Source organism: Mycolicibacterium hodleri (genome assembly GCF_025822245.1).
In the GTDB taxonomy this organism is placed as follows: domain Bacteria; phylum Actinomycetota; class Actinomycetes; order Mycobacteriales; family Mycobacteriaceae; genus Mycobacterium; species Mycobacterium hodleri.
In genome coordinates, this window is the sequence record NZ_JACKTL010000023.1 from 1 (window position 1) to 19,406 (window position 19,406).

Genomic DNA, 19,406 nt, shown 5'->3' on the forward strand with positions numbered 1-19,406 from the left:
CCAAACAAAAACAACCCGGCAAAACCAGGTGCATCGCAAATCAGAGAAATCCGATATCCAACAACCAGTCAAAACTGGCAAAAAAAACAAAACCATCCCAACAGCAGGAAGACGGGAAGTCCCCCACCAAGATGGCCAAAAACAACAAACAAAAACCACCAAACACACTATTGAGTTCTCAAACAACAGACTAGATTGTGTAGAAGTTCCCCGTTTCGGGGCAACCCTGCCAGCTTAAACTATCCGAGCCAGCGAGTCAAACTTCTCTGTCCCCCTTGACTGGGGCAACTCGATTAGATTAGGACTTCGTTCGTAGCGAAGTCAAATCCGCTGGTCAGAGGCTTGGCGTCGCTGCGCCGGCCGTCTGGTCCTAGCGTACTCGCTCGATCTCCGCGCCCAAACTGACCAGGTTCTCCACGAACAACGGGTAGCCGCGATCGATGTGGAACACGTCGTGCACCTCGGTATCGCCATCGGCGACGAGTCCGGCCAGCACCAGGCCGGCGCCCGCTCGGATGTCCGAGGCCCAGACCGGCGCACTAGACAGCTGCGGGATGCCACGCACCACCGCGTGATGGCCATCGGTCCGCGCGTCGGCGCCGAGTCGGATCATCTCCTCCACGAAGCGGAAGCGAGCCTCGAACACGTTCTCGGTGATCATCGACGTTCCGTCGGCGATGCATGCGAGCCCGATTGCCATGGGCTGCAAGTCCGTTGGGAATCCTGGGAACGGCAAGGTCGCCATGTTGACGGCCTTGGGCCGCTCGTACTGCACGATTCGGAACCCGTTGTCGTGCTGCGTGACGGTGGCCCCTGCGTCGTGGAGCTTGTGGAGCACCAACTGCAGGTGCTGCGGATCGACTCCGGTGACCGAGATGTCGCCCCGCGTCATCGCCGCCGCTATCCCCCAGGTCGCCGCGACGATGCGGTCTCCGATTACGCGGTGTTCGGTGGGATGCAGTCGGTCGACGCCGGTGATGGTCATCGTCGACGAGCCCGCACCGGAGATCTGCGCACCCATCTGGGTGAGCATCGTGCAGAGATCGACGACGTCGGGTTCGCGTGCCGCGTTGTGGATGGTGGTGACGCCCTCCGCGAGGACAGCCGCCATCAGGATGTTCTCGGTGGCGCCCACTGACGGGAACTCCAGTTGGATCTCCGCGCCGCGCAGGTGGTCGGCCTCCGCGACGACGCATCCGTGCTCGATGTTGCATCGCGCGCCGAGTTGGCGCAGCCCCGCCTGGTGCATGTCGAGCGGCCGCGATCCGATCGCATCTCCGCCGGGCAAGGCCACCTTCGCCTTCTTGCACCGCCCGACCAACGGACCCAACACGCACACCGACGCCCGGAACTGGCGGACGGCGGCGAAGTCGGCGTCGTACTTCAGCTCGTCGGGCGAGGTGATGCGGACCGTGTCGCCCTCGATCTCGACGTTGGCACCCAGACCTCGAAGCACCTCGGCCATCAGGGGAACGTCGAGAATGTCGGGAGAGTTCGTGATGGTGCTGGTGCCCTCGGCCAACAACGCCGCTGCCATCAACTTCAACACGCTGTTCTTGGCACCCCCGACGGCAACTTCGCCCGCTAACCGGGTACCACCGGTCACTACGAATCGCTCGCTCACGCGGCCAAGTGTAAACAGCGCAGGCCAGCTAGAACCTTTTCCGCCAGTCAGGCCGGTACGGTTTTGGCATGGGAGTCCACCTCACCCGCATCTACACCCGCACCGGCGACGACGGATCGACCGGGCTGAGCGACTTCAGCAGGGTGTCCAAGAACGACCCTCGCCTCGAGGCGTACGCCGACTGCGACGAGGCGAATGCCGCCATCGGCGTCGCCGTGTCCATGGGTGCCCCCGACGAACGGGTGCTCGGCGTCCTCCGCCAAGTTCAGAACGACCTCTTCGACGCCGGTGCCGACCTGTCCACACCGGTGGTGGAGAACCCCGAGTACCCGCCACTGCGGGTCAAGCAGGAGTACGTCGACCGGCTGGAGGCGTGGTGCGACGAGTTCAACGAGCCACTGCCCGCGTTGAATTCGTTCATCCTGCCGGGTGGCACCGCGTTGTCGGCACTGCTGCACGTGGCACGGACGGTGACCCGGCGGGCGGAGCGGTCGGCGTGGCGGGCGGTCGACGCCCACGGCGACTCGGTCAACGTGCTGCCGGCCAAGTACCTAAACCGGCTCTCTGACCTGCTGTTCATTCTCTCGCGGGTCGCGAACCCCGAGGGTGACGTGCTGTGGCAGCCCGGCGGAGCGAAGGCCTAGTTCTGCCGGCGGCGGGCGCGCGGAGACGGGCGCGACTCCAGCCACGACGTGAACGCAGTCAGGGCGCCACGGTCCAGGGCGATCTCGTATCCCCGCCGGTCGGCGCCGGTGTCGCGAAGTTCGAGCACGACGATTTCGGCGCTCATGATGTCGAACTCGTCGCCCCGCGGAGCCCGCCGGGACACCACGTCGATGCCGCGTCGCGACAGTCGACGGTCCGGCCACCACCGCAGGCTCGACAGCCGGTAGAAGCCAGCCTCGCCGCCGCGGTAGCGCACCACTCCATGCCGCCACCCGTGGCCACCGACGGCGGGTACGTCACGCAGGATGGCGGCCGAACCGCCCACCTGACGCAACTTCCACAGCCGGTACGACAACGCCAGGACGACCAGCAACAACACGCCGATCAGCGCGACCATGGTGATCATGGACGCGCTCATCGCGAAATCAGTCGAGCTCGCCGAGCGCGCGCAACCGCGCCCTACCCCACGCTGCCGTGCGCTCGTCGTCGGACTCGGCGTCCTGCTTGGCTTCGTCGGCGTTGATCTCCGACTCCAACTGCGCGTTCTCGACCAGGATCCGGACGGCTTCGTCGGTGACGGAGAGGAATCCTCCGTCGACGGCGATACGAAGGTCGTCCTCGCCCTCCCGCTCGACGCGCACCATGGCGTCGTCGACCAGCTGGGCTACCAGCGGGATGTGCCGAGGCAGGATGCCGATCTCGCCGGCCGTGGTGCGGGTGAACACGAATGTCGCGTCACCCGACCACAATTCGCGCTCGACGGCCACGATCTCGACGTGAATTTCAGTAGCCATCGGTCACCACCTTTCGGCTCGGAACGATCGTCACAGCTTGGCGCCGAAGGTCTCGGCCTTCTTGGCCAAGTCGTCGAGGCCGCCGATGAGGAAGAACGCCTGCTCGGGCAGGTGGTCGAACTCACCCTTGGTCAGCTTGTCGAACGCCTCGATGGTCTCCTTGAGCGGCACGGTCGAACCGGGCTGGCCGGTGAACTGCTCGGCCGCCATCATGTTCTGGCTCAGGAAGCGCTCGATGCGACGCGCCCGGTTCACCAGCTGCTTGTCCTCTTCGGCGAGTTCGTCGACGCCGAGGATGGCGATGATGTCCTGAAGGTCCTTGTAGCGCTGCAGAACTCGGATGACTTCCTGGGCGACGCGGTAGTGCTCGTCGCCGACCACGGCCGGGTCGAGGATGGTCGAGCTGGACGCCAGCGGGTCCACCGCCGGGAAGATGCCCTTCGAGAACACCGCACGGGAGAGTTCCGTGGTGGCGTCCAGGTGAGCGAACGTCGTCGCGGGGGCGGGGTCGGTGTAGTCGTCCGCGGGCACGTAGACGGCCTGCATCGAGGTGATGGAGTGACCACGGGTCGAGGTGATGCGCTCCTGCAGCTCGCCCATCTCGTCGGCCAGGGTGGGCTGGTAACCCACCGCCGACGGCATGCGGCCGAGCAGTGTGGAGACCTCGGAGCCGGCCTGCGTGAACCGGAAGATGTTGTCGATGAACAACAGCACGTCCTGGTTCTGCTCATCGCGGAAGTACTCCGCCATGGTCAGGGCCGAGAGGGCGACGCGCATACGCGTGCCTGGCGGCTCATCCATCTGGCCGAACACCAAGGCGGTGTCCTTGAGGACGTCGGCATCGGCGAGCTCGACCCAGAGGTCGTTGCCCTCACGGGTGCGCTCCCCCACGCCGGCGAACACCGAGGTACCACCGAAGTTGCGGGCGATGCGGTTGATCATCTCCTGGATGAGCACCGTCTTGCCGACGCCGGCACCACCGAACAGGGCGATCTTGCCACCACGAACGTACGGCGTGAGCAGGTCGACGACCTTCAGACCGGTCTCGAGCATTTCGGTCTTGGGCTCGAGCTCGGCGAAGGGCGGCGGCTTGCGGTGAATCGACCAGTGGTCGAAGTCCTCGCCGTAGCCGGGGTCGTCCAGGCAGTCGCCGAGGGCATTGAACACGTGTCCCTTGACGCCGTCGCCCACGGGCACGGAGATCGACCGGCCGGTGTCGGTGACCTCGACACCGCGCACCAGACCGTCGGTGGGCTGCATCGAGATGGTGCGCACCAGGTTGTCACCGAGGTGCTGGGCAACCTCGAGCGTCAGCGTCTTGGCCATCTGCTCGTAGGTGATCTCGGCGTGCAGCGCGTTGAACAGCTCGGGCACCGAGCCACGCGGGAATTCGATGTCGACGACCGGGCCGGTGATGCGGACCACGCGACCAGCGGTCTTGGAATCTTCTGCGGTGGCAGTCATTGTCTCTTCGCTTCTCTTCGCTTCCGGGGATGTGTGTAGGGCTACTTGGCGTCGGCGAGCGCGTTGGCGCCACCGACGATCTCGCTGATTTCCTGGGTGATCTGAGCCTGGCGCTCGCGGTTGGCCTCCAGCGTCAACGCCTTGATCAGATCGTCGGCGTTGTCGGTGGCCGACTTCATCGCCCGGCGACGCGACGCGGACTCCGACGCCGCGGCCTCCAGCAGCGCCGAGTACACGCGAGTGGCGATGTAGCGCGGCAACAGCGCGTCGAACAGGGCCTCGGCATTCGGCTCGAAGGAGAACAGCGTCTGCGGACCGTCGTTCTCCTGCTCGCCGACGTACTCGATCACCATCGGAGCGATCCGCAGTGCGACGGCCGACTGCGAGAGCATCGACTTGAACTGCGTGAAGACGATGTGGATTTCGTCGACGCCCAGGATCCCGTCGTCTCCCGCGTTCTCGTCGTCGTCGTCGACGCCGGCCATGAAGGCCGCGACGAGGACGTCGGCGATCTCGCGGGCTTGCTCGTAGGTCGGCCGCTCGGAGAAGCCGGTCCAGGAGTCCTTCACCTCACGCTGACGGAAGCTGTAGTAGCCCAGCGCCTTTCGACCCACCGCATAGATCACGGGAGTCTTGCCCTCGTCCCGCAGCAGCGCGAAGAGCTCTTCGGACTGCCGCAACACGTTGGCGTTGTAGGCCCCGCAGAGCCCCCGGTCGGAGGACACGACGAGCACAGCGGCGCGCTTGGGCGACTCCCGCTCGACGAGCAGCGGGTGGTCCAGCGCACTGGCACCCGCGAGCTCGGTGAGCATGTTGGTGATCTCGTCGGAGTACGGCCGAGCTGCCTGAACGCGCGCTTGCGCCTTGGCAATCCGCGACGTGGCGATCAGCTCCTGGGCCTTGGTGATCTTCTTGATCGACCCGGCGGAGCGGATGCGCCCGCGTAGCTCGCGCAGTGTGGCTGCCATGTCTCCTACCTACTTCTTCTTCGGCGCCGGCTTGCGGACCTTGACCGATTCCTTCTCGACGTCGTCTTCGTCCATCGCCTCGGCGTCGGCCTCGTTGACGGCGACGGAGCTGCCGTCAGTGGCGGCGAAGCCCTTCTTGAACTCGTTGACGATCCCGGTCAGCTTCTCCTGAGCCTCTTCCGGGAACTTCTTGGTTTCCCGGATGCCGTCGAAGATGTCCTCGTGGCTGGCCTTGACGTGCTCGAGGAACTCGGCCTCGAAGCGCTGCACGTCCTCGACGGGCACCGAATCCAGGTGGCCCTTGGTGCCGAGGAAGATCGCGATGACCTGCTGCTCGACCGACAGCGGGCTGTACTGGGGCTGCTTGAGCAGCTCCACCAGCCGGCTGCCGCGTTCCAGCTGCGCCTTCGACGTCGGGTCCAGGTCGGAGGCGAACGCCGCGAAGGACTCCAGCTCCCGGTACTGCGACAGATCCAGTCGCAACGAGCCGGCGACTTCCTTCATGCCCTTGATCTGTGCGGCACCACCGACGCGCGACACCGACACACCGACGTTGATGGCCGGTCGCACGCCCTGGTTGAACAGGTCGGACTCCAGGAAGCACTGGCCGTCGGTGATGGAGATGACGTTGGTCGGGATGAACGCCGAGATGTCGTTGGCCTTGGTCTCGATCACCGGCAGCCCGGTCATCGATCCACCGCCCAGTTCGTCGGACAGCTTGGCGCACCGCTCCAACAGACGGGAGTGGAGGTAGAAGACGTCGCCGGGGAACGCCTCGCGGCCCGGCGGCCGACGCAGCAGCAGCGAGATGGCGCGGTAGGCGTCGGCCTGCTTGGACAGGTCGTCGAAGACGATGAGGACGTGCTTGCCGTCGTACATCCAGTGCTGGCCGATGGCCGAACCGGTGTAGGGCGCAAGCCACTTGAAGCCGGCCGGGTCAGAGGCCGGGGACGCCACGATGGTGGTGTACTCCATCGCGCCACCCTCTTCGAGGGCGCGCTTGACGCTGGCGATCGTGGTGCCCTTCTGACCGATCGCGACGTAGACGCAGCGCACCTGTTGCTTCGGGTCGCCGGTCGCCCAGGCGTCGCGCTGGTTGAGGATCGTGTCGACGCAGACCGCGGTCTTACCGGTCTTGCGGTCGCCGATGATCAGCTGACGCTGTCCACGCCCGATGGGGGTCATCGCGTCGATGGCCTTGATGCCGGTCTGCAGCGGCTCCTCGACACCCTGACGCTGAACCACCGAGGGCGCCTGCAGTTCCAGCGCGCGTCGCACGTCGGTCTCGATGTCGCCCTGGCCGTCGATCGGCTGCCCCAGCGGGTTCACCACGCGGCCCAGGAATCCGTCGCCGACGGGTACCGAGAGCACCTCGCCGGTGCGCTTGACCTGCTGACCCTGTTCGATCTTCTCGAAGTCGCCGAGGATGACCGCGCCGATGCTGTGTTCGTCGAGGTTCAATGCCACACCGAGCACGCCGCCGGGGAACTCGAGGAGTTCCTGCGTCATGACCGAGGGCAGGCCCTCGACGTGGGCGATGCCGTCGCCGGCGTCGATGACCGTGCCGATCTCTTCGCGCTCGGTGTCGGCGGAGAACGAGGATACGTACTCCTCGACGGCACCTTCGATGTCAGCAGCGGAGATTGTCAACTCTGCCATGTTCTGGTCTTCCTACCTCTTGATTGGATTGTGGGTCAGTCGGGCAGCTGGGTTTGTGCCGCCGCCAGCCGGGATGCGATGGAACCGTCGATCACTTCGTCGCCGACGGTGATCGAGAGGCCACCGAGCACCTCGGGATCGACGTTCAGCTGGACCGACACCGGGTGGCCGTAGATCCGGGTCAGCAGTTCACCGAGCCGGTCGCGCTGGGCATCGGTCAGCTCGGCGGCCGCGCTGACGTGGGCGACGACTTCGCCACGGCGGGCCACCGCCAGCTCGGCGAGGTCCACCACGGCTTCGTCGGCGCGTTCGCCACGCAGGTGGCCGATGGTCTGCTTGAGCAGGGCCGCGGCCGTGCCGTCGACGCCCGATCCCTCGAGGACCTTGTCCAACAGCGCGAGTCGACCGTCCAGCGGCGTCGTGTAGTCGCTCAGCAGCGCGGTCAGGCGCGGCTCGGAATCCAGCACCCGGCCGAACCGGAACAGCTGCTCCTCGACCTCGTCGACCTGGTCCTCGATCTCGGCGCGCTTGAGGAGCGCCAGCCGGGCCAGATGTTCGATGCCGTCGACGAAGTCCGCCGCCGCCGACCACCGCTGGGACACGGCGGTCCGCAGCAGCTTGAGCGTGTGCTCGTCGACCTTGCCCGAGAACAACCGGTCGACCAGACGCACCTTGGCGTCGGCGTCGTCGTTGTGCTCGGTGAGGTGCCTGGTGAGGGTGGGCTCGGCGACGAGCACGCCCACCACGCCGGAGAGTTCGTCGGCGACGGTGGTCAGACCCGGCGACTGCAGGTTGCCTGCGACGTCGTCGAACGCCTTGGTGAGTTCGTCGAAGGCTGCCCGACTGGCGGCACGAAGCCGAGCCGAGACACCCGTCTCGATCGTCACCGAGGACGGTGCCATCTGGTCGAGCTCGTCGAGGAAGCGGTCGACCGTTGCCGCTTGGGCGGCGGGATCGGCCACGTGCGCCCGAACCAGCGCGTCGGCCTTGTCGACCGACTCCTGGCCAAGTCCCTGCCGCAGTTGCCGAATCAACTGCTGACGCATGAGCTGAACCTGTTGCGCGCCTTGGGCCTTCAGTCGTTCTGCTTCGACGACCGCTTGTTCCTCCAGCTGGCTTGCGATGCGCTCGGAGTCCTGCCGAGCCTCGTCGGTCACCTTGGCCGCCTGCGCCTCGGCGTCCTTGAGCGCCTTCTGGTGCATGGCGTCGGCGTCGGCGAGTTTCTTGGCCGCCTCCTCGCTCTCGGCGAGCGCGGTGCGGACGGCGTCCTGTTGCTTCTGCATCAGCGCCTTCACCGGGGGCACGACGAAACGCCACAGGATGTAGACGATGACCGCGAAACCGATCAGCTGACCGATGAATGTCGACATTTAGCGGCTCCCGCCTGAGTTCACGTCGACGCCGAGGATGCGGCTCGCCAACGTGGTGGACAGCCCGTCCACCGACGATTCGAGGGTGGACTGCGTCGACGAACGTTGTTCGGACAGTTGTTCGTCCGCTTCGCGCACGGTCTCCGCAACCTCTCCGCTGGCCTCGGCCCGCTTCTCGTCGATCACCTGACGGCCGGCCGTCCTGGCCTCGTCACGGATCGACGACGCAGTGTTCCGCGCCCCGGCCATCGCCTCGTCGTAGTCGGCTTGCGCCGCCGCGACCTGCTCGGCCGACTTGCGGCTGTCTGCGGCGGTCTTGGCCAGCATCGCCTCCCGCTCGGAGAGGACCTTGCTGATCGGTGGCACAACCCATTTCGTGATCACGCCGAGCACGATCAAGAAGATGATCAGAATGACGAAGAAGGTGCCGTTGGGGATGAGGAAGTTGTTACCCCCACCACCTTCTGCTTCCGCGGCCTGGCTGGCCGCCAGGATCGTCGCGCTCAGTTCATCCATGCCGACGGACTACGACAGACCCGGCGTGGCGAAGACGAACAGCGCCATGAACGCCAGGTTGATGAAGTACGCAGCCTCCACCAGACCGACGGTGATGAAGAACGGCGTGAACAGGCGGCCCTGCGCCTCGGGCTGCCGGGCGATACCGGAGATCAGTGCGTTACCGGCAATACCGTCGCCGATACCCGCGCCGATGGCGCCGCCACCCATGATGAGTCCACCGCCGATGAGAGCACCGGCCGTGATGAGGGCGTTTGGATCCATTCCTTTTTCCTCCTTGTGAGCTGGTGGGGGTGCCACCAGGACTGCTGGTCCTACGGGGGTCGAGCTGGCTTCTAGTGGTGCGCTTTCTCGTTCTCGTCTTCGTGGTCGTGGTCGAGCTCCATCGACTGGCTGAAGTACAGGATCGTCAGCAGCGCGAAGATGAAGGCCTGAATCAGACCGACGAAGAGGTCGAACGTCTTCCAGATGGCATTGGGTGCCCATTGGATGTACCAGGGGAACATCGCGATGAGCGCCACGAGGATGCCACCGGCGAAGATGTTGCCAAAGAGTCGCAGTGCCAACGAGATCGGCTTGGCCAGCTCTTCGATGATGTTGATGGGCGCCATCAGCGTGACGTGGCCCTTGACCAACTTCTTGGCGTGGCCCCAGGCGCCGCGGCGCCAGATGCCCGCCGCGTTGTAGCAGATGAAGACGAACGCGGCGAGAGCCAGCACGTAGTTGATGTCCGACGCCGGCGCCTTGATCAGTTCACCGGCCGCGCCGTCGGAACCGCCGTACTGCACCGGCAGCACCGCGAGCCAGTTCGACACCAGGATGAACACGAAGATGGTCACGGCCAGCGGCAGCACGAACGGCGCGATCTTCATGCCGATCGCGGCCTCGACCTGCTGGCGCATCTGGATGGTGATGGCCTCGAAGAACAACTGCACTCCGCCGGGGACGCCGGTCGAGGTCACCTTGGACTTGAGGAAGAAGGCCAGTGCGATGACGATGACCGCGGCGATCACCGTCGAGATGATGGTGTCGCCGTTGAACGTCATGCCCAGGAACTGGAATACGTACTCGTGGGTTCCGACGTGAATCGGAGCTCCACCTTCGGCGGCGAGGAAGGTCTCAATCATTGCCGTCTGCTCAATCCTTCGATTCCGATGCGGGCACTTCTGCGACGTCTAGTCCGTTCGAGCGGATCTTCTTCATCACGGGGATGCTGGTGCTCATCACGAGCACGGCCTGGAAGATCGCGAGCCCGAAGAGCACACCGAGTCCGTCGTTGTTCTTGAACACCGTCTTGGCGCCGATGGAGATCGTCAGCGCGATGGCGGTGATGACCAGCAAGCGCATGGCGGAGTTGACCGCCATCTTCTTCTTCAGCGGATGATCCGAGGCGGTGATGGACTCGACCGCCTTGCGCACCAGCATCGCGTTGACCAGACCAAGCCCGAGGCCGACGCCGAAGAAGACGCCGAACAAGACGTGACCGGTGAACGCGGACGCCGTCACGGCGACCGCGGTGAGCGCCACGCAAACGATCAGCAGTCGCATCGGCCGGAACGCCACGGATGGGAACACCAACGGCGCGTCCTGCGCTGGCGTCGTCACTGACTCACCTCAATCCACGCTCTCACGGAAGCTGTCCCCTTTGACGAGCAATGATCCGGCGCGTGCCCGACGAGCGTATCGGAGGGCGGTGATCGCGCTGGAATCACCCAAGGGGTCGCTCCCTTTGTCGGTCGTACATCGGCTACCGAACGGCTTGTTCAAAACCGCCGGGCCGGGCCGGCAACCCGCGAGGTCTTTCGGGTTCTGGAGGCAACTTACCACATGGTAGGCGCCCTAAAACGGGGTCCTACTACTTTGCGTCGTACTGCTCAGTCTGATAACTGGCTGGGAGCTTCTCGACTTCTCCGCACCAGTGGGATGAGGGTGATGACGACGGCGACGACGATCGCAGCGAGCATCACCGCCCCGGTGTATCGCGGGTCGAAGAAGATCGTGCTGGCGGCTCCCAGCGCGACGATGCCGACCCACATGTAGATCAGCAGGACGACGCGTCGGTGCGAGTGTCCGATCTGAAGCAGCCGGTGGTGCAGATGCATCTTGTCGGGGCTGAACGGGCTTCGGCCCGCGCGCGTGCGCCGCACGATGGCCAGCAACATGTCGAGGGCAGGCACGAACATCACCGCGACGACCAGCAGGAACGGCGAGAGCAAAGCGAACACGTCGCGCGCGCCGTAGGCGTTCTGGGAGATCGGCCCCGCGGCGGTGGTCGACGCCGCCGCCAGCATCAGCCCGATCAGCATCGAACCCGAGTCGCCCATGAAGATCTTCGCCGGGTGGAAGTTGTGCGGCAGAAAGCCCAAGCAGGCGCCCGCGAGCACCACCGAGATCACCGCGGGCGGGTAGAACAGCACGTCGCCGCCGTGGTCGCGGAGCAGCCCGACGGAGAAGATGCAGATCGCCGCGGCGGTGATGAGGCCCAGCCCGGCGGCGAGACCGTCGAGACCGTCGACGAAGTTCATCGCGTTGACGATCGACACCGTGAGCGCCAGCGTGAGCAGGATCGACGTCACCTGGTCGAGCACGATGGTCCCGACGCCACCGAACGGGATGTACAGCACGCTCCACGCCACGCCCATGGTGACCAGCACGCTGGCGGCGGTGATCTGGCCGGCGAACTTGGTCAGGGCGTCCAGCCCCCAGCGGTCGTCGATCAGTCCGATGACCATGATCAGGCCGCCGGCCACGACCACGGCGGGCATGCCGGAGGAGTACACGAACCCGCGGTTCAGCGCGGGCAGCTGGGAGGCGAGCAGGACGGCGGCCACGACGCCGACGTACATGGCCAGGCCACCCATCCGCGGCGTCGGTTGGACGTGGACGTCGCGCTGACGGGGGTAGGCGACCGCCCCGAGTCGGGTGGCCAGCGTGCGCACCCACCCCGTCGCGAAGTAGGTGATGATCGCGGCGGTGAGCCCGACGAGGGCCAGCTCCCGCAATGGGACACCGGCACCGCGGTCCGACAACGCGAGCAGGCCCTCCACCCGGTGAAATGTACTGGACCTACCTGAGACCTAGGTCGGCGTCACGCCCGTCAGCGTCTCCGCGTCGATTCCGAGCACGGTCGCGATGGCCGCGGCGGACACGGGACCCTCGCGCAGAATCCGCGGTTGGGCGCCGGTCAGGTCGACGATCGTGGAGGCGGCACCGTTGGCCGACGGGCCTGCCTCCAGGTACACCTCGACCAGGTCGCCGAGCTGATCGCGGGCCTCGGCGGCCGTGACGGCGGCGGGCCGGCCGGAGATGTTGGCACTCGAGACGGCCATGGGTCCGACTTCGCGCAGCAGCTCGATCGCGACGGGATGCAGCGGCATCCGGAGCATGACCGTGCCCTGTGCGTCGCCGAGGTCCCACTGCAACGACGGCGCCTGTTGCACCACCAGACTCAACGCTCCGGGCCAAAACGCGCGGATGAGCTCGCGGGCCGAGTCGGGGACGGAGTACACCAGTCCGTCGATCGTGTGCCAGGACCCGACGAGCACCGGCACCGGCATGTCCCGGCCACGGCCCTTGGCGGCCAGCAGGGCGGCGACCGCGGCGCCGTCGAACGCGTCGGCGCCGATGCCGTAGACGGTGTCGGTGGGCATCACCACGAGGCGCCCGCCCTTGAGCGCGCTGATCGCCGACGCGATGCCGTTGGGCCGCTGGGTTTCGTCCGCGCAGTCGAACGTCTCACTCATGGTCTCTAGCCTGGACCCTTCCTCGTGGCGGTGACGAACCGGGGGCGACCGGCGAGGTCCCGACGCGACGTCACGTCGGCGAAGGCGCCGGATCGTTCGAAGAGGGCGACGGTCGCCGCCGCCGTCTCGTCGTCGTGCTCAATGCCGACGCATGCACCGGGGCGCAGCAGCCGCGCGGCCAGGGCGACGATCGGCTCGATGACCCGCATTCCGTCGGCCCCGCCGAAGAGCGCGTGGGCCGGATCATGTTCGGCGACTTCGGGATCCAGCTCGGCGCCGTCGGGGATGTACGGAGGGTTCGACACCAGCAGGTCGACGGTGCCGTCGCGCTCGGCGAGCAGGCCGGGGGCCGTGACGTCCGCCTCGACGAGCTCGACGTCGCGTCCGGCGCAGTTGCGCCGGGCGTACGCGAGCGCGTCGGCCGAGTCCTCGACGGCGATGACGTGGGCGCCGGGCGTCGCCTGCGCCAGGGCCGCGGCCAGCGCCCCCGACCCGGTGCACAGGTCCACCACGACCGGTGCGTCGGGAAGTCGTTGCCTGCATGCCCATTCCAGCAGCGCCTCGGTCTCGGGCCGCGGGATGAAGACCCCGGGTCCCACGGTGAGCAGCAACGGACCGAAGGCCGCGGTGGCGGTGAGGTGCTGCAGGGGAATCCGACTCGCGCGGGCGTCGACGATCGCGTCGAAGCGGTCGAAGAAATCCTCGTCGGGATCGTGGAACCGAAGCTTTCCGCGATCCACGCCGGCGACGTGCGCGGCGAGCAGTTCGGCGTCGACGTGGGCGCTGTCGACTCCCGCCTGCGCTAGCGTGCGGGCCGCATCGTCGACGGCCCGCCGCAGGCGCGTCATGTCTCCTGCAGCCTTGCTTGCCGGTCGGCGGCGGCCAACGCGTCGAACACCGGGTCGAGGTCCCCGTCGAGGACCTGGTCGAGGTTGTGCGCCTTGAATCCCACGCGGTGGTCGGTGATCCGGTTCTCGGGGAAGTTGTAGGTCCGGATGCGTTCGCTGCGGTCGACGGTGCGGATCTGGCTGGCGCGGTCGGCCGACGCGTCCGCGGACGCCTGCTCCTCCGCCAGCGCCTGCAGACGGGCGGCCAGCACGATCATCGCGCGGGCCTTGTTCTGCAGCTGCGACCGTTCGTTCTGGCACGTGACGACGATGCCCGTGGGCAGGTGGGTGATGCGGACCGCGGAGTCGGTGGTGTTGACGCCCTGACCACCCTTGCCCGAGGACCGGTAGACGTCGATGCGCAGGTCGGACTCGTCGATCTGGACCGCGGCGACGTCCTCCGGCTCGGGGTAGACCAACACGCCGGCCGCGGAGGTGTGGACACGACCCTGGGACTCGGTCACGGGGACCCGCTGCACGCGGTGCACGCCGCCTTCGAACTTGAGGCGGGACCACACCCCGTCGGCCGTGTCGCCCTTGCTGGCGATCTGGAGGGTGGCGTCCTTGTAGCCGCCGAGATCGGAGAAGGTCTCGTCGAGCACGGTGACGTTCCAGCCGTGCCGCTCGGCGTACCGGATGTACATGCGGGCGAGATCGGCGGCGAACAGCGCAGACTCCTCGCCGCCCTCCCCCGACTTCACCTCCATGACGACGTCGTCGGCGTCGTGCGGGTCGCGCGGGGCCAGCAGGTCGCTGAGCTGCTGTTCGAGTTCGGCCACGCGGGCGGTCAGCCCGGGCACCTCGGCGGCGAAGGACGAGTCCTCCGCGGCAAGCTCGTTGGCCGCCTCGAGGTCACCGCGCGCGGTCTCCAGCTTGCGGTGGGTGGACACGATCGGCGCGAGCTGCGCGAACCGGCGGCCCACCCTGCGGGCCGCGCCGGCGTCGGCGTGTAGCGCCGGGTCCGAGAGTTGGGTTTCGAGGTCGGCGTGTTCGGCGAGGAGCGCGTCGACCCTGGTCGCCGCATCGGTGGCCGCCATCGTGCCTCTCTCCTTCTCGAGCAAACCTTGACCGGAAAACGCAATCGGCGCCCGATCCCGTCGACGAATGCGACAGGACGGGCGCCGATGGGACAGCTACTTGTCGGTGGCAGCCTTCTCGCCGGCACCGGCACGCTTGCCGTAACGCTTCTCGAAGCGTGCAACACGGCCGCCGCTGTCGAGGATCTTCTGCTTGCCGGTGTAGAAGGGGTGGCACTGGGAGCAGACCTCGACCACGATGTGGCCGCTCTCCTTGGTGCTACGCGTCTGGAAGGTGTTTCCACAGCCGCAGACGACGCTGGTCTCTACGTAGTTGGGGTGAATACCCGATTTCATGTTGGTCCTCTTCTATCGGTGGCCGCCGGGTCGCCCGAGATCCTGACCTGATCTGCGAACGTGAACCGGAACCGAGGGGTCGACGGACGATTATGCCAGGTCAGCCGTCAGAGTCATAAACGCATGCACACCGGGGCCTATTCCGCCCTGCTCAGTGGTCGGCCGGGACCACCGCGCCGTAGCGGGTGCGGTCCCGGCGCCACAGCACGCGGCCCGCCGGGTCGACGCCGCGGGCGACCAGCTCCCGCTTGAGGATCTTGTTGGTCGCCGTGGTGGGCAGGTCGTCGGCGATCCAGACGTAGCGGGGCCAGGCCTTCGGTGACATGTCGCGCTGAGCACTGAGGAACGCCTCGAACTCCTCGAGGGTCAGGGTGGCGCCGTCACGCAGTACGAGCGCGGCCATCACCTGGTCGCCGACGTACTCGTCGGGCACCGGATACACCGCGACGCGGCTGATGACGTTGAGCCGCAACAGGATTCGCTCGATGGGAGCCGTCGTCAGATTCTCCCCGTCGACGCGCATCCAGTCGCCCGTGCGGCCGGCGAGGTAGATCCAGCCCTCGGCGTCCCGGTAGGCGAGGTCACCGGACCAGTACATCCCGTGGCGCAACCGCTGGTCGGTGGCCCCGGGATCGTTGTAGTACCCGCGGAAGAGCCCGCTGCCGCTGGTGTTGACCAACTCCCCCGTCGCCTCGTCGGCATTGGCCAGCGCCCCGCTCTCGTCGAACCGGGCGACGGCACACTCGGTGAGCGTCTCCGGGTCGTAGACGGCGACCCCGGGAAAGCCCTGGCCGATCGACCCCGCGGGGCAGCCGTCGGGCCGGGTGATGATGACCGCGGTCTCCGTCGAACCGAAGCCGTCCCACACCGCGCAGCCGAAGCGGCGGCCGAACTCGTCGATGTCGCGGTCGGCGGCCTCGTTGCCGAAGGCGATCCGCAGCGTGTTGTCGTGGTCGTCGGGCTGCTCCGCGGTGGCCAGGATGTAGGCCAGCGGCTTGCCGACGTAGTTCATGTAGGTGACCCCGTGGCGACGCACGTCGGGCAGGAACCGCGACGCCGAGAACGCCGCGGGGACCATGGCTGCACCCGCACCGACCGCGACGCTCCAGCCCGCGTAGACGGCGTTGGAGTGGAACAGCGGCATGGCCAGGTAGCAGACGTCGGACCCGTCGAGGCCGTACTTCTGCACCAGGGCGCTGCCGGCGAAGAGCACCATCGCGTGCGGCACCTCGACGGCCTTGGGCTCGCCGCTGGTCCCCGAGGTGAAGATCATCATGAAGGTGTCGTCGGGGACGACTTCGCGGTGCGGCACCAAGGCCGGCGCCTCGCTCACCCGCCGGGCCCACTCGCCGGTGCCGACGTCGAGGACGACGACGCCGGGCAGGTCGAGGCCGTCGAGCAGATGGCGGTGCTCGGGGTCGGTCAGCAGCAGTTGGCAGTCGACGCGGCCGACGTCGCGGGCGATTGCCTCCCCGCGGCGCGTGGTGTTGATCCCGCACAGCACGTAACCGCCGAGGGCGGCGGCGGCCAGTGCCGTCAGCATCTCGGGCGTGTTGCCCATCAGCACGCCGACGTGCATGGGCCGCGCTGGATCGGTCGCGGCGATGACGGCGGCGGCGTGGTCGCGTGCGGCGGCGACGTGCTCGCGCCACGTCCACGATGCGTCGCCGTACCGGACGGCGACCGTGTCGAGGTCGGCCCTCGCCCGGATGAGCTGTTGGAGTGTCTCCGCCATCGTTGGCTACCTCGATCCGTGAGTGAACAGACTTCGGAAAGTGTCTACCACCATTAGGCCACACGGTACCGTCTGCCAACGGGCAGAATGCACTGGTCTCACCCATCGCGCTGCGAAACGAACAGGAGCCCTCCGTTGACGAGCGCCACCGCACCCCGGCCGGGGGTCAAGACCGTGCGGGACCGGCTCATCGACGCAGCCGAGGTATGCCTGCGCGCCAAGGGGATCCGGTCGACGACGGTGTCCGAGGTCGCCGAGGTCGCCGGGGTGTCGCGGGGCTGGCTGTACCGGCACTTCCCCGACAAGAACGCGTTGCTCGGAGCGGCGATCGTGCGGCTCAACGAGGCCTACTGGTCGGACTCCCACGCGATGCTCGAACGGATCGAGGGCCTCGACCAACAGATCGCCGCGGGCATCCGGCACGGTCGCACCGCGTACGCCGATCCGGGCGCCATCCTGATGAAGCTCCGGATGGAGGAGCCCGAGGAGTTCGCGGCCTGCGCCGGCGCCGGCGTTCAGGGTTTGGTGCCGGATCTGGGCGAGTTCTGGTCCCGATACCTCGTCGCCGCCAAGGAACGTGGTGAGATCCACCCGGACACCGACGTCGCGGAGGCCTCGGAATGGGTTGCCCGCGCGCTGCTTTCGTTGGCGACGGTGCCGGGGCAACGGCTCGACCCCACCGACCACGACGCGGTGCTGGCCCACGTCCGCCGCTACGTCATGCCGGGACTGCGTCAGGATCCGGCACTGGCCTAGAAACGCGAAGAGCCCCCGACCGTGGTCGGGGGCTCTCGCGTACTAGCCGTCTTTAGTCGGAGTCGGTTCCCGGCGTGTTCTTGGACACCTGGACGAGGAACTCGTAGTTGTTCTTCGTCTTGCGCAACTGGCTCATCAGCAGGTCGATCGCCTGGTGCGAGTCGAGCCCCGACAGCACCCGACGCAGCTTGTGCACCACGGCGAATTCGTCGGAGGACAGCAGCAGCTCGTCCTTGCGGGTGTTGGACGGGTTGACGTCCACCGCGGGGAAGACCCGGCGCTCGGCGATCTTGCGGTCGAGCTTGAGCTCGGCGTTGCCGGTGCCCTTGAACTCCTCGTAGATGACCGTGTCACCCATCGAACCGGTCTCGACCAGCGCCGTGGCGATGATCGTCAGCGAGCCACCGTCCTCGATGTTGCGGGCCGCGCCGAGGAAGCGCTTGGGCGGGTACAGCGCCGTGGAGTCGACGCCACCAGAGAGGATCCGGCCGGAGGCGGGCGACGCGTTGTTGTACGCGCGGCCGAGCCGGGTGATGGAGTCGAGCAATACGACGACGTCCTTGCCCTGCTCGACAAGGCGCTTGGCGCGCTCGATGGCCAGTTCCGCGACGGCGGTGTGGTCTGACGGCGGCCGGTCGAAGGTCGAGGCAATGACCTCGCCCTTCACCGAACGCTGCATGTCGGTGACCTCTTCGGGCCGCTCGTCGACCAGCACGACCATGAGGTGGCATTCGGGGTTGTTGACGGTGATCGCGTTGGCGATGCTCTGCAGCACCATCGTCTTGCCTGCCTTGGGCGGGGAGACGATCAGCGCGCGCTGACCCTTGCCGATCGGCATGATCAAGTCGATGACGCGGGTGGTCAGCAGTTCGGACTTGGTCTCCAGGCGCAGACGCTGGTTCGGGTAGAGCGGCGTCAGCTTCTGGAACTCGGGACGGTTCCTGGCGTCCTCGACCGGCCCGCCGTTGACCGAGTCCAACCGCACCAGCGGGTTGAACTTCTGCCGCGGGTTCTGGCTGTTGCTGTTGCCGCCGCCCTCGCCCTCGCGGGCCACCCGCACGGCGCCGGTGATGGCGTCGCCACGGCGCAGGCCGTTCTTGCGAACCATGTTCATGGAGACGTAGACGTCGTTGGTGCCGGCCAGGTACCCGGAGGTGCGGACGAACGCGTAGTTGTCCAGCACGTCGAGGATGCCCGCCACGGGCTGGACGACGTCGTCTTCGCGCAGTTCGGTGTCGCGGTCGTTGTTGCCGCCGCCACCCTGGCCGTCGCTACGCTCGCCGCGACGCCTGCGGTCGCGGAACCGGCGACCGCGCCGCCCGCCCCGACCCTCGTCGTCATCGTCGTCGTTGTTGTTCGCGTTGTTGTTGCCGTTGTTCGCGTTGTTGCTGTTCGCGTTGTTGTTGCCGTTGTTCGCGTTGTTGTTGTTCGCGTTGTTGTTGCCGCGGTTGTTGGCGTTGTTGCCGCCGTCGTTGCGATTGTTCTGACGCTCGCCGCCGCCGTCGTTGCGGTTGTTCTGACGCTCGCCACCGCCGTCGTTGCGGTTGTTCTGACGCTCGCCGCCGTTCTGGCGGTCGTTGGTGCGCGGGGCCTCGACCGGGGCCGAATCCTTCTTCTCGGTGTCGTCGACCGTCTTGACGGCCTTCTCGACGCCCTTGTCGGCGGTGGGCTCCTGGGGGGCCTTCTGCTCGGTCGCGGCCTTCGCCTCGGGAGCCTTGTCTTCCTGCGGCTCGACCTTGGCGGTCTGCTCGCCGGACTCCGTTGCCTCGACGGCGGCACCGGCGCTGCGGGAGGCGCCACGGCGCTCCCGGCGGGCGCGGGCGGGCCGCTCGGGGGCGTCACCGGCGGGTG

The 19,406-nt window shown here is 67.0% G+C and carries 21 protein-coding genes; 3 read left to right on the plus strand and 18 right to left on the minus strand.

Going from position 1 to position 19,406, the window contains the following annotated elements; translation table 11 throughout:
* Positions 1–238, plus strand: a 238-nt coding sequence (locus H7J06_RS07990; protein ID WP_264038192.1) for a hypothetical protein, incomplete at its 5' end; no start/stop codon positions are given.
* Positions 239–370: 132 nt separating this feature from the next.
* Here the strand turns inward: H7J06_RS07990 and murA are convergent.
* Positions 371–1,624 (minus strand): UDP-N-acetylglucosamine 1-carboxyvinyltransferase, encoded by a 1,254-nt coding sequence (murA, locus tag H7J06_RS07995; RefSeq protein WP_264038194.1) that lies wholly within the window; start codon positions 1,622–1,624, stop codon positions 371–373.
* A 68-nt stretch (positions 1,625–1,692) separates the two neighbouring features.
* On the opposite strand from murA, the gene H7J06_RS08000 reads away from it, so the two are divergent.
* A complete protein-coding gene (locus H7J06_RS08000) occupies positions 1,693–2,268 on the plus strand; it encodes a cob(I)yrinic acid a,c-diamide adenosyltransferase (RefSeq protein WP_264038195.1) in 576 nt (191 codons plus the stop codon).
* On the opposite strand, the gene H7J06_RS08005 is transcribed toward H7J06_RS08000, so the two are convergent.
* The 16 genes from H7J06_RS08005 to fadD1 form a co-directional block, all read right to left on the minus strand.
* A complete protein-coding gene (locus tag H7J06_RS08005; protein ID WP_264038196.1) occupies positions 2,265–2,708 on the minus strand; it encodes a DUF2550 domain-containing protein in 444 nt (147 codons plus the stop codon). The genes H7J06_RS08000 and H7J06_RS08005 overlap by 4 nt on opposite strands.
* 7 nt (positions 2,709–2,715) lie before the next feature.
* The gene (locus H7J06_RS08010; RefSeq protein WP_056559902.1) at positions 2,716–3,084 is read right to left on the minus strand and encodes a F0F1 ATP synthase subunit epsilon; all 369 of its coding nucleotides are present in this window, start codon (positions 3,082–3,084) and stop codon (positions 2,716–2,718) included.
* 30 nt (positions 3,085–3,114) lie between these two features.
* On the minus strand, positions 3,115–4,548 hold the full coding sequence (gene atpD / locus H7J06_RS08015; RefSeq protein ID WP_264038197.1) for a F0F1 ATP synthase subunit beta: 1,434 nt from the start codon (positions 4,546–4,548) through the stop codon (positions 3,115–3,117).
* A 41-nt stretch (positions 4,549–4,589) separates the two neighbouring features.
* Entirely contained in the window at positions 4,590–5,516 is a 927-nt protein-coding gene (locus H7J06_RS08020; RefSeq protein WP_264038198.1) for a F0F1 ATP synthase subunit gamma, read from the minus strand.
* 9 nt (positions 5,517–5,525) lie between these two features.
* The gene (gene atpA / locus H7J06_RS08025; protein WP_264038200.1) at positions 5,526–7,175 is read right to left on the minus strand and encodes a F0F1 ATP synthase subunit alpha; all 1,650 of its coding nucleotides are present in this window, start codon (positions 7,173–7,175) and stop codon (positions 5,526–5,528) included.
* A 35-nt stretch (positions 7,176–7,210) separates the two neighbouring features.
* Positions 7,211–8,545, minus strand: coding sequence for a F0F1 ATP synthase subunit B/delta (locus H7J06_RS08030; protein ID WP_264038201.1), 1,335 nt, complete (start codon positions 8,543–8,545; stop codon positions 7,211–7,213).
* Positions 8,546–9,061: a F0F1 ATP synthase subunit B gene (locus H7J06_RS08035; RefSeq protein ID WP_264038202.1), complete on the minus strand. Its 516-nt coding sequence runs from the start codon at positions 9,059–9,061 to the stop codon at positions 8,546–8,548. It lies immediately after the preceding gene.
* 9 nt (positions 9,062–9,070) lie between these two features.
* Complete coding sequence (locus H7J06_RS08040; protein ID WP_056559889.1) at positions 9,071–9,325, minus strand: F0F1 ATP synthase subunit C; 255 nt, start codon at positions 9,323–9,325, stop codon at positions 9,071–9,073.
* 71 nt (positions 9,326–9,396) lie between these two features.
* Entirely contained in the window at positions 9,397–10,188 is a 792-nt protein-coding gene (gene atpB, locus H7J06_RS08045; protein WP_264038203.1) for a F0F1 ATP synthase subunit A, read from the minus strand.
* A gap of 10 nt (positions 10,189–10,198) precedes the next feature.
* Positions 10,199–10,666 carry an ATP synthase subunit I gene (locus H7J06_RS08050; protein WP_264038204.1) on the minus strand — a complete coding sequence of 156 codons (468 nt, stop codon included), beginning with the start codon at positions 10,664–10,666 and terminating at the stop codon, positions 10,199–10,201.
* A 269-nt stretch (positions 10,667–10,935) separates the two neighbouring features.
* Positions 10,936–12,108 (minus strand): glycosyltransferase family 4 protein, encoded by a 1,173-nt coding sequence (locus tag H7J06_RS08055; RefSeq protein WP_264038205.1) that lies wholly within the window; start codon positions 12,106–12,108, stop codon positions 10,936–10,938.
* A gap of 30 nt (positions 12,109–12,138) precedes the next feature.
* Complete coding sequence (locus H7J06_RS08060) at positions 12,139–12,804, minus strand: L-threonylcarbamoyladenylate synthase (RefSeq protein ID WP_264038207.1); 666 nt, start codon at positions 12,802–12,804, stop codon at positions 12,139–12,141.
* Between the two features lie 5 nt (positions 12,805–12,809).
* Entirely contained in the window at positions 12,810–13,652 is an 843-nt protein-coding gene (gene prmC / locus H7J06_RS08065; protein ID WP_264038208.1) for a peptide chain release factor N(5)-glutamine methyltransferase, read from the minus strand.
* Positions 13,649–14,728, minus strand: coding sequence for a peptide chain release factor 1 (gene prfA, locus H7J06_RS08070; RefSeq protein WP_264038209.1), 1,080 nt, complete (start codon positions 14,726–14,728; stop codon positions 13,649–13,651). Before prfA ends, prmC begins: the two co-directional genes overlap by 4 nt.
* Positions 14,729–14,824: 96 nt before the next feature.
* The gene (rpmE, locus tag H7J06_RS08075) at positions 14,825–15,064 is read right to left on the minus strand and encodes a 50S ribosomal protein L31 (RefSeq protein WP_264038210.1); all 240 of its coding nucleotides are present in this window, start codon (positions 15,062–15,064) and stop codon (positions 14,825–14,827) included.
* Positions 15,065–15,215: 151 nt separating this feature from the next.
* Positions 15,216–16,799, minus strand: a complete 1,584-nt coding sequence (gene fadD1, locus H7J06_RS08080) for a fatty-acid--CoA ligase FadD1 (protein WP_264038211.1) — start codon at positions 16,797–16,799, stop codon at positions 15,216–15,218.
* Between the two features lie 135 nt (positions 16,800–16,934).
* Between fadD1 and H7J06_RS08085 the strand changes: the two genes are divergently transcribed.
* Complete coding sequence (locus H7J06_RS08085; protein WP_264038212.1) at positions 16,935–17,555, plus strand: TetR/AcrR family transcriptional regulator; 621 nt, start codon at positions 16,935–16,937, stop codon at positions 17,553–17,555.
* Between the two features lie 52 nt (positions 17,556–17,607).
* Here H7J06_RS08085 and rho read toward each other — a convergent pair.
* The coding region (gene rho, locus H7J06_RS08090) for a transcription termination factor Rho (protein WP_264038213.1) at positions 17,608–19,406 on the minus strand (1,799 nt) is incomplete at its 5' end.

What these genes read in the sequence shown, in the direction of transcription:
- H7J06_RS08000 (WP_264038195.1), top strand. Translation starts at nt 1,693, where the DNA reads ATGGGAGTCCACCTCACCCGCATCTACACCCGCACCGGCGACGACGGA.
- H7J06_RS08005 (WP_264038196.1), bottom strand. Translation starts at nt 2,708, where the DNA reads ATGAGCGCGTCCATGATCACCATGGTCGCGCTGATCGGCGTGTTGTTG.
- H7J06_RS08010 (WP_056559902.1), bottom strand. Translation starts at nt 3,084, where the DNA reads ATGGCTACTGAAATTCACGTCGAGATCGTGGCCGTCGAGCGCGAATTG.
- atpD (WP_264038197.1), bottom strand. Translation starts at nt 4,548, where the DNA reads ATGACTGCCACCGCAGAAGATTCCAAGACCGCTGGTCGCGTGGTCCGC.
- H7J06_RS08020 (WP_264038198.1), bottom strand. Translation starts at nt 5,516, where the DNA reads ATGGCAGCCACACTGCGCGAGCTACGCGGGCGCATCCGCTCCGCCGGG.
- atpA (WP_264038200.1), bottom strand. Translation starts at nt 7,175, where the DNA reads ATGGCAGAGTTGACAATCTCCGCTGCTGACATCGAAGGTGCCGTCGAG.
- H7J06_RS08030 (WP_264038201.1), bottom strand. Translation starts at nt 8,545, where the DNA reads ATGTCGACATTCATCGGTCAGCTGATCGGTTTCGCGGTCATCGTCTAC.
- H7J06_RS08035 (WP_264038202.1), bottom strand. Translation starts at nt 9,061, where the DNA reads ATGGATGAACTGAGCGCGACGATCCTGGCGGCCAGCCAGGCCGCGGAA.
- H7J06_RS08040 (WP_056559889.1), bottom strand. Translation starts at nt 9,325, where the DNA reads ATGGATCCAAACGCCCTCATCACGGCCGGTGCTCTCATCGGCGGTGGA.
- atpB (WP_264038203.1), bottom strand. Translation starts at nt 10,188, where the DNA reads ATGATTGAGACCTTCCTCGCCGCCGAAGGTGGAGCTCCGATTCACGTC.
- H7J06_RS08060 (WP_264038207.1), bottom strand. Translation starts at nt 12,804, where the DNA reads ATGAGTGAGACGTTCGACTGCGCGGACGAAACCCAGCGGCCCAACGGC.
- prmC (WP_264038208.1), bottom strand. Translation starts at nt 13,652, where the DNA reads ATGACGCGCCTGCGGCGGGCCGTCGACGATGCGGCCCGCACGCTAGCG.
- prfA (WP_264038209.1), bottom strand. Translation starts at nt 14,728, where the DNA reads ATGGCGGCCACCGATGCGGCGACCAGGGTCGACGCGCTCCTCGCCGAA.
- rpmE (WP_264038210.1), bottom strand. Translation starts at nt 15,064, where the DNA reads ATGAAATCGGGTATTCACCCCAACTACGTAGAGACCAGCGTCGTCTGC.
- fadD1 (WP_264038211.1), bottom strand. Translation starts at nt 16,799, where the DNA reads ATGGCGGAGACACTCCAACAGCTCATCCGGGCGAGGGCCGACCTCGAC.